This window comes from Mesorhizobium sp. 2RAF45, assembly GCF_052115225.1.
Taxonomy (GTDB): domain Bacteria; phylum Pseudomonadota; class Alphaproteobacteria; order Rhizobiales; family Rhizobiaceae; genus Mesorhizobium; species Mesorhizobium jarvisii.
Window position 1 is genome coordinate 92,900 of the sequence record NZ_JBFRGG010000009.1, and the last position, 13,864, is coordinate 106,763.

Genomic DNA, 13,864 nt, shown 5'->3' on the forward strand with positions numbered 1-13,864 from the left:
AAGCGGCGAGCACAGCCTGTGTGCCGCGGAGGTGGAGGACGGAAAATTGCAGGATGCGGTGTATATCGTCGCGGCCAAACGCACGCCGATCGGCAAGCTCAACGGCGCGCTCGCCAGCCTCTCGGCGGCGGAACTGGGCGGGCAGCTCATTCAAGCGATGCTCGCCGAAACCGGGGTTGCGGCCGATGCCGTCAGCGAGGTGATCATGGGCCAGGTGCTGACCGGTGGCGCCGGGCAGAACCCGGCAAGGCAGGCATCGCTCAGGGGCGGCCTGCCGGTCAGCGTGCCGGCGATGACGGTCAACAAGGTGTGCGGCGCCGGACAGAAGTCGATCCATCTTGCCGCGCAGGCCATACGCTGCGGCGACGCCGATTGCGTGATCGCCGGCGGACAGGACTCGATGACGTCGGCGCCGCATTTCATGTCAGGCATTCGCGGCGGCGTGCGCATGGGCGACCGGGTCGTCAAGGATTCGATCATCACTGACGGGCTGTGGGACGCCTTCCATCAGGTCCATATGGGCGTCACGGTCGAGTCCCTGGCGCAGCGCTACCAGATCACACGCGACGAGCAGGACCGTTTCGCGTTGCGCTCGCAGGAGAAAGCCGACGCCGCCATCCGCTCGGGAAGGTTCGGTGACGAGATCGTCCCTGTCTCGATAAAGACCAGGCAGGGCGATGTCATCGTCGACCGCGACGAGCATCCAAGCCCCGCGACTACCCTCGAAGGACTTGGTCGACTAAAGCCGGTCTTCGATCGGGCGGGGACGATCACGGCCGGCAACGCCTCCGGCCTCAACGACGGTGCGGCAGCCGTACTTGTGATGTCGGAAACACGGATGAACGAACTCGGGCTAAAGCCCCTCGCCCGCATCGCGTCCTATGCTTCGGCGGGGGTCGAGCCGATGGACATGGGGTTGGGGCCGGTCGCGGCCTCACACCTTGCGCTGGAGAAGGCCGGCTGGCAGGCATACGAGCTCGACGTCATGGAGATCAATGAGGCCTTTGCCGCGCAGGCCATCGCGGTCAACCGCGAGATGGGCTGGAACGAGGAGATCATCAACATCAGCGGCGGCGCCATCGCGCTCGGCCATCCGCTGGCCGGATCCGGCTGCCGCATCGTGGTGACGCTGCTCCACGAGATGACGAGGCGCAACGCCCGCAAAGGCCTGGCCTCACTCTGCATCGGCGGCGGCCAGGGCGTGGCGATCTGCCTCGAACGATGAAGCTGAACCTCTGCGCAGTTTTAGTCTGAGAAGAAACGGGCATGGTCTTGGCCACGCCGCCTATTAATTTCATGATCCGACGAACGGCAGCTTTGGTCAACGGCAAGGCTCAACTCTACGACCGACTTGCGGCGCAAAGTAGACCTGTCTTTGTGCACGCCGTTCTACGCTGTAGCCCTCCCCCTTTCGAAGCGTCTTTATTTCATAGGGGATGTAGGCGCAGATCGAGTATGCTGTGCTCTCCAATGACACCGAGCTCGCCGACGGTCGTGTCGAAGGTACTAGCTACTCTGACCCGCCGCACCCACCGGTCGCTGAGATCGACGGAGATCTTGTTGACGTTGTCGTTCAATCCGGCGTCACGCGCGGTTCCGGTACGCCCAGCTATTGTCCCGACACGAGCGCCTCCGTCTCATCGGCGACGTTCGTGCCGGCCGAGCCAGATTTCCTTTTGAACAAAAGCTTAGACGTTCAAGCAACTGGATCGAAAGCCGCGGGAAGGCAATTCTTTACGATACGTTAACCGCGTCGACACTTTGGCACGGATTTCCGTAACGGAAGCCAAAAACCAGGTGCATTGGTCGCCAATCCGTTTTAGTTTACATTCTATAAATGCGTTATTCGGCGAAGTTGAATTTGAATTAGCCACACTTTTTGTGGCCGATCCTCGCTGTAGCGACCCAATACAAAATTGAACTTGCAAAGATATTGCCTGTAAAGAGCGATGAGGCCGCCGCTCCGGTGGCCGGGGGGCTTTCGTGCATTTTCTTTTGCTCGTCTTGCTGAAGAAACACGTCTTCAATCCAGCGATCGCCCTGGCAGCGCTTCTTGTCTGCGGCGGAGGAACTAACCTTGCCGCAGCTCAGCAAATGTGCGGCCAGGCGCTGTCACAGTGCGACCTGCAGACCGACTCCGCATGCCTCGAACGCACTTATGCGTGCGGCGAATATGATACCGTTATCCAGTCGCTCTTCGTTGAGCGGTTCGAACCGACGCCCGACCAGAAATACTTCGTCGGTGCATCGTTTTACGGCCGCCACATCCGCGAGCGCGCCGCCGGCGTGCAGTGCGAGATGGTGAAGTTCGCGCGCGAATACCTGACCGACTACCTGTCCGGCGTTGAGGCCGAGTTCACCACCAGCGGCTCGTTCGGCACGATGCGCCAGATGGATCAAATCTATCATGCCGCGCAGATGCTGACCGACCTCGGCGACGTCACCGGCTGCCCGGAATCGGCGCTGACACGCGCCACGGTCGAGGACATCGCCCGTAGCGAGGCCGTACGCTATGCACGCTCGGTGTTCCTGCAGCCGCCGCCGGAAGCTCGTTCGTCGTTCGACACGCTGCAATTGGCGCTGAGAAGCTTCGTCAGTCGGGCGTCCGACCTCGAAACGGGGATCGCCCTGCGCCGCGTCGAAATCAAGTCGGCCGAAACGCATCTGAAGGCGATCCGCGCCATTTTCGCTGATATCTTCGGACCGGTGACCGGGGCGGGCGCGACGCTGGTCGCCAACACCTCGATTCTCGACGGCCTGGCCGCGAATACGACGCAGATGCTGCGCTCGGTCGAAGTCTCGGAGGGAGAATTCAAGCGGGCGCTCGGCAACGTCACGCCAGAGCAATACGCCAATCTCAATCGCAACACGGTCGCCAGCGCGGAAGATTTTCTCAAGGTCTCCGCCTTCCACATCAACATGATCGGAGTGCTGCTGCCCACCGATCCGGCAAAGCCCTTCTGGCGGCTGGACGCCGAGGTTCATGCCGACAACGCGGCCCAAGGGGCATTCAACGATCTCGCCAAGATAAAGGCAGACTGGAAGGCGCACGGTGCCGCGACCGGGATCTGCGCCCAGGCTGGCGCGGCAGACAGGGTGTGGTACTGCCGATGACAAGCCTCCGAGACATCGCGTTGTCTCTGATCGTCAGTTGCGTCCTGGCCGACGCGGCCAGCGCCGCATCGATCCTGGAGCGCGCCTACACTTCCGAGAAACTCGACGGCTTCTGGAACGCGACGCTCTCGAACGCAACGCCCGAGACGAGCCGGTTCAACCTGCTCGCCCCCGGTCCCGCCGCCGTCGAACCGAGCCACGAGGCAACGCAGCCCGATTTCGGCCTGCCCTTCGCCGGCGAGGTGATCGGCGAGGCGTCGGGCTCCTCCGGCGGCAGCCGCAGCGTCGGCTTTCCGATCATCCCGCTTTCGGCCGACGACGCCTCGGTGCTGATGCGACGGCTCGCGTGGTCGGAGATCTACCTAAGCCGCTACCGCTTCTTCGCCCCAATCTCGACCGATAGCGCCGAAGAGCTCGCCGCGCTCGTCGGCCGACAATACGCCGCCGCCGTAGAGGCCTATCTGATTACCGGGCGGCTTTACTTCTCCGGGGCCGACCTGCCGGAGAAATGCCGACACCTGACGCGGATGAACGAGATCAATGCTGGACCTTTGTCGGGCGCCAGCATGGATGCGCTGCCCGCGGCATGGCGTCCGCTGTTCCCGATCGTCGAGGCAGTGCGTGCTCGGCTCGGCTCGGACGCGCTGGCGAAACTGGTCTGTTCGGTCAGGCCGGTACGCGGCCGGGCCGAAACGACCGGCCTGATCGAGACGCGGGTGCGCGCGCAAATCGTCAAGGCGGTCAGGACGAAGGTCGACGACACGCTCAACCTGATGAACGCCGCTTCGACCGAATACCAGTCGCTGGTCAACGAGATGGACGTGTCGATCAAGTCGGCCGAGGTGATGGAGCTGGAGCGTGTGCTTGGCAACGCGCAGGCTAACATGGTCCTCGTCAAGGAGGATCAGCTGAAGGCAGCCGAGACGATCGCCGCGCTGCAGGCCGTCGACCTCTCCAGCCTCAACCAGCCGGAATCGCTGAAGGAGTTCGAAGACGGCAAGGCACGGATGACGCAGATCGTCGGGCAGATAGAAAGCGTCATGACGGCTCTGTCCGGGCTCGCGCATGTCGTCGACGATCCGGCGATCACCGCCGAGCTTTCTTCCTGCGCAGGACTGGCCGGAGCGTATTCGAGGCTGGATCTCACGCTCGACACCGGTGCTCTGACCGCGACGATCAACGGCCCCTACGAGGACTGCATCAACCATGCCCGGGCGGTGGTCGGGCGGTTCCAGAATCCATCGCTTTCCAAGGCGCAGATGGCCGAGCTTGCACGGCACGTGCGCCAGATTTCCGAGGTCTTTCTGTCGACGGGGCAACCATGAGACGGTTCTTCCTGCTTTGCGGACTGGTCGTCAGCATCGTTTTCGGCGCGGCAGGAATGGCGCGCGCGCAGGACTGCATGGCGCTCGATGTCGACGCGGCGGCCGGCCATGCCGGCGAGCTGACGACGCTGCTCAAGATCGCCAATTTCCGCGCCGACGTGAAATACATGGGTGAAGTCGCCACCGAGCTCGAACAGTTCCTGACGACCTGCGGCGACGAGGCGACCGGACGGCTGGCGATCGTGTGCGATTTCGACTGCCACCTACAACTTGGACGCTATCGCCTGTTCCTCGCCGCCGACATGCCCTTCCTGTCGTCGGCAAGCGGCGTCAGCCGCAACGATACGCCCGTTTCGCCGCAATCGGCGCAGGAATTCGGCCGGCAAGGCATCGAGATCGTCGACCGAGGTCTTCGCATTCTCGCCCGACAACAAGGCGGTGACCAGGGCACCGCGGCGGGAGAAGATGCAAGTTACCGCACCTTCGTGCGGCAGCTGACGGCGCTGTCCTCGCTGAAGATCCAGCTGCTGATGAACACCGGGGACGTCTGGTACCAGACCGTCTCGGAAGCACGCGTCAAGGCGCTCGACTTCCTGGTCAACGATACGCTTGGCGCCGTCGGAGGCGCTGGCCTCGACAGCCAACCCAACCTCTCCAAGGCCTACACCAACTACGAGGCCGCGATGTGGGTGCTGGTCGAGACGCAGATGGATATTCCGGGCGAGTCCACCTACGACGACCTGCGCGCCGACCTGCTGCTGCAGCAGAGCGACCTCGATGCGCGCATGGACAGCGTGCGCAAGGGCTTCCTGTTCCTCAACATCGACCCGATGCAGTTCACGACGATTCCGTTCGAGGAACTGCAGCAGGCCCTGGCCGAGAGCGAGCAGCGGTTGACCGAGGTCGAGCGCAATGTCGAGGCGCTGGTTGAGCGGTGGTACGCCAACAAGGAAGGCGAAGCGACCCGCGCGCTCGACGAGGAGCGGACGATCCGCAGCCAGGAAGTCAACCTTATCGCCCACAAGATCGGCAAGCTGGAGCACGAGGCACAGACCTTCGCCACCACCGTCCAGCAAGAGATCAACGCGGTCGACGCCGAGAAGGACACGTTCGGCTATCGCCAGCAGATCAGATCGCTGGAAATCGAGCTCGGCACCAAGATCGCCGAGTTCGAAAACCAGCGCCGCCAGATCAATGACAGGCAGGAACTCGACCTGATCGTCCTCTCCAAGGAGGCCGAAGTCGAACGGCGCAACGAACTGCGCTGGCTGCTGAACTGGGAAATGACGCAGATGAACCTCGATCTGCAGATTTCCTCGCTCGAAAGCCAGATCACCGAATATGCCCGCCAGACCGAGCGCAACGCCAACCAGCTCGAACAGGCGGTTCGCCAGCGGCAGATCCTTCAAACGCAGATCACCAACAACCAGGGCGCTATCGCCCGCGCCAACGACACAATCACCGAACTGCAACTGCGCCAGACCGACCTCTATCAGCGCCGCCGGGCCGTCGACCGAGAGCAGCTTTGCGGCATCGAGAATCAGCTCGCCCTGATCGGAGATACAGCCGACCATCCGTTCACGCCGCTGCTCGCGGGCGAACAGCCATGCCAGACCGTGACGCCGGCCTTCACGCGCAACCAATACGTTGCCCAGATGTGCGGCCCGGACGGTCAGTCGGGCCTCCGGGCCCAGCTCTTGAACTCGCAGACACAAGCGAAAGCGTTCCTGATGAAGTGCGTCATCGGCAGTGCCGACTTCGCCGATGTCGAGCCGCTGATCGCCGACCAGCAGATGATCACGTCGAACATCTCCCTGCCGCAGGAACTTGCAAACGTCGATTGCGGTTCTTTTTCCCAGACGGAAACGGACTTCGCCAAGAAACTCTACGAAGCCGAGCGGGACCTCTACGCGAAGAGGAAGGCGGACCTTGAGGAGGCGCGCGACCAGGTCGACGGCCAGTTGTCGGAAGTGATCGCCTGGTTCGTGGCGTTCAACGGCACCACACAGGCCGCGCAGGTCATCCTGACTTCGGTGCAAGGTGCATATTCGATCGGCGCCGCGGTACCCGAAATCATCACCTGCGCCTGCGGTTTGGGCAGCGGGGTCGCGACTGTGGTGGACGTCGCCAAACCGATCAGGGCGGCGTTGGAGGCGGCCCAATCCATCCTGTCGACGATCATTAACACCGGCCAGATCACTCAGGCGAACATAAATGAAATCAATGCGCTGAAGCAGCGTCTCACGCAGCTCCGCCAGGCGATCGGGCAACTCGATCTCGACAAGGCGCTCAAGGCAAGGGCGCTGGTCGACACGCACTTCCAACTGGCCGGCCGGTTGGCGCAAGGGGCACAGGACATCAAGGAATTGGCGCTACAGGGCTCGATGGCGGCGGTCGACTGCCAGAGCCAGGATCTCAGCATCGACGAGCAGGTGGCGCGGCTCAAGTCCGACCACGAACGCATCCTCGCCGGGCTCGATCTTCAGGCGCGCGAGAACGACTTGCTGAGTTTCCAGATTACCGACCAACAGCGCACGATCGACCGGCTGACCAACGAGATCGCGATCCTCAATCTCGAACTAGACAAGCTGTCCCTGTCGGAAGCCCAGCTCAACCAGGACAACGCACGTGTCGCCGAACTGGTCGCGGCAACCAACAGCCGCATCGACCGCGTCCGCGCCGCGCAGACGACCGTGACAGGCCTCGCCGAGGAATCAAACGCCTCGACCAACCTGATCAATGAACTGCGCGACCGGCAGAAGGACAAAATGCTGGCGCTGAACGATGCCGAACTCGCCTTCGTCGAGCAGCGCATCACGCAGTCGCGCGGCAACACCGAGGAACTCGTCGCGGGTCTGAACCAGGCAAAGGATCTCGGTCTCAAGAGCCGCGCGCTGCAGGACAGCATCCTGAAATTCCAGAGCAACGTTCAGGCCGAGGTTACAAAGCAGCAGGAGGACATGACGAAGCTCGTCACACAGATCGACGATCCGGCGACGCGCAAGAATCTGTTCATCGCGACCCAGGACACCGTCGCCGATCTGATGAAGGGCATTCCCGAATATCTGGTGACTAAGCGGCGCGTGCTCGAGACCGCCAACCGGCTGATGCACCTGATGAGGCGCCGCTTTGAAGTGGTGCAGGCCTTCACCGGCGAGGCGGCGACAGTGCCCATGGTCTATGTGCGCAACGCAACCCAGCTGCAGGCGATGATCGACGACATCGTTGCCAAGCGCTTCTTCGACGAGCGGCAGATCAATATCGATGTCGCCCAGATCGTCGTGCCCGCCAATTCAGGTTTCGCCCGCAAGCTGGCGCTCGACGAGAATGTCGAGTTCGAGGTTTCGCCGTTCGCGTCGACCGAAGCGCTGATGAAGGCAAACGGCTATTTCGCGCTGTGGGCGCCCAACAAATTCCGCGAGCGCAAGAACCTGACCCTGATCGATGTCTTCGCCGGCACAGACTACCAGTGCACGGGAGCGCAGTGGAACCGCTTCGCCTTGCAACACCGCGGCAGCGGCTTGGTCTTCAAGCCGCTGACCAAGGGATCGAGCGAGGTCAGCGCAGACATTTCGGTTGGGCCGGAGCGGGTGGCGTTGCAGACCTTCTTCAACCAGGCCGACAGTGGCGACGAGATCAACCGGATCATCCGCTACTGGGTGCAGGATCGCTACCAAGCGCGCAAATTCCCGCGCGCGCCCGGACCGTCGAACGACACCAGCCTGATCCTGCCCTATCTCGGCGCGCCGCTGATCGGCTCGTACCGACTGTCGCTGCAGCCGAGCGATTGTCCGTTCGACGGCGCCGTGTTCACCCTCTATTTCATCTTCGCGAGCGCGCCATGAGAGCCGTTGGGGTCATAGCAGCGCTCGGCCTGGCGCTCAGCGCGACGGGAGCAGCCGCGCGCGACCTCTTCGTCGACAATCTCGCCGGCTATACGATCGAATCGCGCGTTCTCGACGCTCCCAACTGCGAGGGGCCGGCCATTCCGGACGGCATGCTGAAGACCTTCGAGCAAGGCCTCTGCGTCTTCCATCGCCCGGCCCGCAGTCCGGCCGACAGCCAACGTGCGGCCAACCTGATGCGGGAGGCGCAGACCCGCGGACTGCCGCCCGTCCACCAGCAACTTGCCGGGCTGATTTCAGGCTTGGCGAACTGTGCGGAGGCGACGCGCCATCTCGATGCCTACCGCGCTTCGGGCAACCAGAGCCGGATGGAGCAGACACTGTTCTGCCGCGACCGGCGCCACAGCCAGGCCGACCTGAACGCGATCGAATGGAACCATGCGCTGTTCGAATATGCCGACGGGCTCGCTTCGAACCGAACGCTCGATCAGAGGCTGGCCGAGATGAGCGTGTGCCAGGCCGGACCCTTGAGCGCCGATTTCGACGCCCAGTGCGGCCTGATCTCCAACCTGTCCGACACCGAGATCGATGCCTTCGCCGATGGGGCGGCCGGCAAGGTGATTGAGAGCTACTTCGCCAGCGTCGAGAGCCCGATCACGGCGATGTTCTCGCGCAAGCTGAAACGAGCCGAGGGCCTGGTGCAGAGTTCGCGCGCCGGCATCGATGACATCAAGGCGGGCGCCGACACGGTGAACAAGGAATACGCCGCTTTGAACCAGGTCTATGAGGCGGCGCGCGATACCAAGATGGGGCCGATCTACAACGCCTACCGAGAGGCGATCCTGAGGGCGACCTCGATCCTCGACGAGTTCGACCGGTGGAAGGGCGGGCTGTTCATAACCTCGGAAAACATCAACCTGATGCCGAAGATCACCGAACGATCGGGCGAGATCGCGGGCGAGAAGACGCGCGTTGACGGCCTCGCCTTCGAGGCCAAGGCGAGCGCACTGGTCGGAGACATCAAGCGCATCATCAATGCCGATGCCGAGAACCGCGCCGCGGTGGCCGCATTCTGCCGCATCTATTTCTGCGAACTGACCAACCGCCGCGCGATGGCCGACGTCATCCGAACCTGCCGTCGGCCGGCGCTCGCCAACAATCCGCTGTGCGTCGGCCAGAACGGGCAGATCACCAATGGAACTCTTACTGTCGACTTCCAAGGGCCGCATTCGATCACCGTCAAGGCGCTGTGCCAGTCAGCCGGCCTCGATCCGCTGATGACCGAAGTCAACATGGACCCCGCGCGCGCCGCAAGCTGCTTGAGCGAGTTGAGATGAGACGGGCGGTCGTATTGCTCACCCTAATTCTCGCAGGCGCGTCAGTGGCCCGCGCCGAGCCGCAGCTTGCCGCTTTCGTCACCGACCAGAACAACGACGTCTATGTCGCGCTTTTCGACGGCAAGGCGGTGGAACTCGCCGGCTGCTCCAGTGCGGGTCAGGCGAAAAGGTTGCTGCACCTGCCCGACACCGCTCTCGTCGCGGAGGCGACGCTCGCCAAGCTTCAGGCTGAAAACAGCTTTGGGGCGCAGCCTCGGCTGCCATGTCCTGGGACGGCGTTCAATATCGACTGGCAGGCGACGACCGCTATCTGGGCCGATGTCGAGGCATCCGGCAACTACTATCTCCCTTCCCCCTCGGGCACCGGCTATTTCGCCGTGCCCACCGCCTGCGCAGAGATCAAAGCGGCACTTGCCATCCGCGAGCGGCTGCAACTGCCGGGCGTACTCCAGGGTTTTGCCGCGCCGCCCAATGTCGGGACACCGTTCGTACTCGATTGCGGACGCGGCGATCTCGGGGGCCTATCGGATATTGCGGCGGCGAGCGTGGCCCGCTGGAGCCTGCACCGGTTCGAAACCTTCCTCAGCGCTGAAAGCATCGGCGACACGATCTATGTCGTGCGCTACACGCCACCGGGCGAAGGCGCTCGGCCCTCCTACCTGCCGATTGCGCGCCTCGACGGCAAGGCTACGCGCGACATCATCGCCGATGCGGCCGCAGCCGAAGCGGCGGAGACGAAGCTGCGAGCGTTCTTCGGTATCGCCGAGGCCGAGGCGGTAACCCTGCTCGGCGCCGACGCGGTAGCGGCGCTTCGTTCGGCGCCCTTCGTGGACCTGTGTCTGTCGAACTGCGATGGCTATCAGCGCGAGCACGCGGCCTTCGCGCAGCCGGGCATCGACCTCGGCCTGTCGCCGCTGTCCGCAGGCCTCTCCATCACCTCGCTCGACCCCCTCGGCAATGCGCGACTGGACTGGACTTTCGCGGAAGGGCGGGCGCTATCCTTCACGGGTTGCCCGCTTCTAACATCGGCGCTCGGCCTCTCCGCCCCCGGCATTGGCGACTGGATGGGCGAGACGGATCGCGCGCTGACCGCCGCTCCACCGCCGGGTACCAGCTTCGACTGTCGAGGGTCGGCCAGTGATACGTGCGTTCGCCGCATCAATGATGGCGGCACGCTGACGCTGGCGCAATTCTCCTCCGAGGGCGATTGCGCAGGGCGGGCGAATCTCAGGCTCGAACTGCCCGCATCGGTTAAGACGCCGCAGACACTGATCTTGAAGGGACTGCCGTTCAAGACGGTGCATATGGCGCCGGCCCCCGGCGTCGCCCGCACGCGGCTCGTCGGCACCGCCAACCGGGTGCCGGCCGGCACGTCGTCATGCATCCTGTCCGCCACCGGGGTGATCATCGTCGCGGACGGGTTGTCGCGGCTCGAACTCGAGCGGATCGACTTATCGCGGGCTGCCGATCAAACGACGGATGAGGTCGTTGCCGTGATCGCTCAAAACGGCGCGGTCGCGCTCGACGATGTGACCATCGGCACCGTGGCGGATGGACTGTCGCCGATGGCGCGCGGCGCGTCGTTGTGCCTGGCCGACCTTTATGCGCGCGGGCTCAGGGTTGAAGCAGACATGCTGGCGATCCAGGGCGTTCGGGCGCGGCTGCTGATTTCGGCACAAGCGCCAGTCCGTTCCACCCTCGTCCGCGCGCGTTTCGGCGCGGTGCTCACCTCCGACAGCCTGATGCGGATGGACTTCACCGACATCGCCGCAGCCAATCCGCTGGTGCTGCGCGGGGCGGTCGTGGCGGGCCGCTCGGACGGGCTCGCGCCGACGGCGGCGGGCCTTGCGGTCGGCTCCGCTATCCAGCTCGAGCGCGGTTCGTCGGCGAATTTCACCACCTCTACGGTGTCCGGCTTCCGCTGCGCGGTCAGTTTCGCCGACAGCGCCTCCAGCGCCAGTTTCCTGCTGCCGGGCAACGACATCGCACACGACAACACCAGCCAAGCCTGCGGGCCAGGCCACTTCAGCCTGGTCGAATAGAGCGGAAGGGGAAAACCAGATGACCCGAATCGCCCAATCGCTGCTCCTGTTGGTGGCGCTGCTTGCGGCGATCACCGCAGGTCCTGCCCGTGCCGAGGAACCGAAGGTCGTCCTGTTCGAGGATCCGACGCTGAACGCCACTCGCTTGCACTATCCCCTGCTCATCTCCGAAGGACGCGGCTACCGCATCCGTTGCAGCGACCAGGCGGACGAAGAGGCGGTAATCCACGGACTAGGCTTCGCCACCGTGCCATCGCAAGTGCTGAGCGCCGTCGACAATGCGGTCGTCGCCGCCGACCCCGCCGCCAATCCGCTGTTGTGTCCATCCGCCGAGAACTACCCGATCAAGGTCTTCGCGCACGACGGAGGCAGCGGTATCGTCTACTACCTGCAGTTCCCGATCGATTTCGGGTCAACATCCTTTTCCGACCAACTTTACATTCCCGGCTGCGCGCCTTTGGTCGAGGGACTGGCGCTCAACCTCAACCAGGCGATCGACGCCGACCCCACCCCATTCTTCGCCGGAAAGGTCCATACCATCGCATGCGTCGCGGGACCGCCGCTTGTCGGACGGCCGACGACCTTTGCCAGTTGGTGCATCAAGGATAACCTTGATCCGGCCCAGAAGACGACGGTCAAGGAACTGCTCGAGCTGACACCTGGCGGTGCCTCCGCTCTTGGCAATCCGGCGGCGTGCGCAAGCGCGCAGGACTTTCTCGCGTCGAGTACGACACTCGACCTGGCCGGGCGACGGCTGACAAACCTCGAACCGCTGGCGACGCTTACCCATCTGACGCGCCTGACCTTGTCGGGCAATGAAATTGCCGACACGCGGGATCTGGGAAAGCTGACCAAGCTCACCTTTCTCGATCTGTCGCGAAACAGGATCAGCAACATCAACGTGGCGGCCGTGATGAAGGATCTGGCCGACGCCGACCTCAGTTCCAACCAGATCGCCGACCTGCGGCCGCTCGCCTCGGCACGGGCGCTGACACGGCTGGTTCTGGCCGGCAACAAGATCGTCGACGTGTCGCCACTGCGGTTTCTGCAAGAGCTCACCGCGCTCGACCTGTCGAAGAACCGGATCACGGATGCGCGTCCCTTGATGAGCCTGACCAAACTCGCCGCTCCGAACCTGCGCGCAAACCGCCTGGCCACGGCGCAGTCCGTCAGCGCCATCCTACCGTTCAATCCTTCGCTGGACGGCAATCCGGTCTGCATCAGTCGACCCGAGCAATCGACCACGGCCACCAGCAAGATTTTTGAAGCCTGCATCACGACGATCAAGGAGGGAGACGTGGTGATGGCCAATATGCAGACCGGCAAATGCCTGGCTGTTTCCGAGGGGCGCCTCGACAACAACGCGCCAGCCGTCCAGTTCACCTGCGACGGCGACCAGTGGCGTCGCTGGAAACTGGTCGAGACAGATGACGGTTTTCAGCTGCAGAACGTGCGGACCGGAAAATGCCTGACGATTTCCGGTGGGGTCAGCACCGGCAACAACATCCCGGCCCTTCAATTTGACTGCGACCGGGATCCGTCGCGGCGCTGGAAGCTGACCGCGACCGGCGATGGCTTCCAGGCTGAAAACGTGCAGACGGCGAAATGCCTGACCATCGCCGGCGGGGTGAGCACCGATGACAACGTCCCTGCCCTCCAGTTCAACTGCGACCGGGATCCGTCGCGCTTCTGGAGCATCCGGGCGGCTGACCCCGAAGTCATGTTGGTGAACCGACAAACCGAAAGGTGCCTTTCGGTTGCGGAAGGACGAACCGACAACAACGCACCGACGGTGCAATTCGACTGCAACGGCAGCAGTCAATGGCAGCGCTGGAGGCTGGTCGAGACAGGCGACGGCTCCCAGGTGGCGAACGTCCAGACGGGCAAGTGCCTGACGATTGCCGGCGGGATCAGCACCGAAGACAACATCCCGGCCCTGCAGTTCAACTGTGACAGCGATCCTTCGCGCCGCTGGAACCTGGTCGAGACCCGCGACGGCGTTCAGGCGGAGAACGTCCAGACCGGCAAGTGCCTGACGATTGCCGGCGGGGTCAGCAACTTGAACAACATCCCGGCCCTTCAGTTCACCTGCGACCGCGATCCGTCGAGCTATTGGACCATCAAGGCGGCGGACGAGAGGTAGCGCCGCCAGCGGTTCGGGCTGATTGAGCCTTGTCGATCAGCCTGAGCCTCGAAAGGAG

The 13,864-nt window shown here is 63.5% G+C and carries 7 protein-coding genes; all 7 read left to right on the top strand.

Going from position 1 to position 13,864, the window contains the following annotated elements:
- Window positions 1-46 precede the first annotated feature (46 nt).
- The 7 genes from AB4Z43_RS22320 to AB4Z43_RS22350 all read left to right on the top strand — a co-directional run bounded on the left by AB4Z43_RS22320 (window position 47) and on the right by AB4Z43_RS22350 (window position 13,806).
- Entirely contained in the window at window positions 47-1,225 is a 1,179-nt protein-coding gene (locus AB4Z43_RS22320) for an acetyl-CoA C-acetyltransferase (RefSeq protein ID WP_441938963.1), read from the top strand.
- 758 nt (window positions 1,226-1,983) lie between these two features.
- Complete coding sequence (locus AB4Z43_RS22325; RefSeq protein ID WP_441938964.1) at window positions 1,984-3,114, top strand: hypothetical protein; 1,131 nt, start codon at window positions 1,984-1,986, stop codon at window positions 3,112-3,114.
- Entirely contained in the window at window positions 3,111-4,439 is a 1,329-nt protein-coding gene (locus AB4Z43_RS22330) for a hypothetical protein (protein WP_441938965.1), read from the top strand. Before AB4Z43_RS22325 ends, AB4Z43_RS22330 begins: the two co-directional genes overlap by 4 nt.
- The gene (locus tag AB4Z43_RS22335; protein WP_064983500.1) at window positions 4,436-8,284 is read left to right on the top strand and encodes a hypothetical protein; all 3,849 of its coding nucleotides are present in this window, start codon (window positions 4,436-4,438) and stop codon (window positions 8,282-8,284) included. The genes AB4Z43_RS22330 and AB4Z43_RS22335 overlap by 4 nt, the downstream gene beginning before the upstream one ends.
- Window positions 8,281-9,621, top strand: coding sequence for a hypothetical protein (locus AB4Z43_RS22340; protein ID WP_038644950.1), 1,341 nt, complete (start codon window positions 8,281-8,283; stop codon window positions 9,619-9,621). The genes AB4Z43_RS22335 and AB4Z43_RS22340 overlap by 4 nt, the downstream gene beginning before the upstream one ends.
- Before the next feature lie 44 nt (window positions 9,622-9,665).
- The gene (locus AB4Z43_RS22345; RefSeq protein WP_441938966.1) at window positions 9,666-11,663 is read left to right on the top strand and encodes a hypothetical protein; all 1,998 of its coding nucleotides are present in this window, start codon (window positions 9,666-9,668) and stop codon (window positions 11,661-11,663) included.
- 19 nt (window positions 11,664-11,682) lie between these two features.
- The gene (locus tag AB4Z43_RS22350; RefSeq protein ID WP_441938967.1) at window positions 11,683-13,806 is read left to right on the top strand and encodes an RICIN domain-containing protein; all 2,124 of its coding nucleotides are present in this window, start codon (window positions 11,683-11,685) and stop codon (window positions 13,804-13,806) included.
- Window positions 13,807-13,864 lie beyond the last annotated feature (58 nt).

Coding starts and splice junctions, on each gene's coding strand:
- AB4Z43_RS22330 (WP_441938965.1), top strand. CDS start 3,111: ATGACAAGCCTCCGAGACATCGCGTTGTCTCTGATCGTCAGTTGCGTC.
- AB4Z43_RS22335 (WP_064983500.1), top strand. CDS start 4,436: ATGAGACGGTTCTTCCTGCTTTGCGGACTGGTCGTCAGCATCGTTTTC.
- AB4Z43_RS22340 (WP_038644950.1), top strand. CDS start 8,281: ATGAGAGCCGTTGGGGTCATAGCAGCGCTCGGCCTGGCGCTCAGCGCG.
- AB4Z43_RS22350 (WP_441938967.1), top strand. CDS start 11,683: ATGACCCGAATCGCCCAATCGCTGCTCCTGTTGGTGGCGCTGCTTGCG.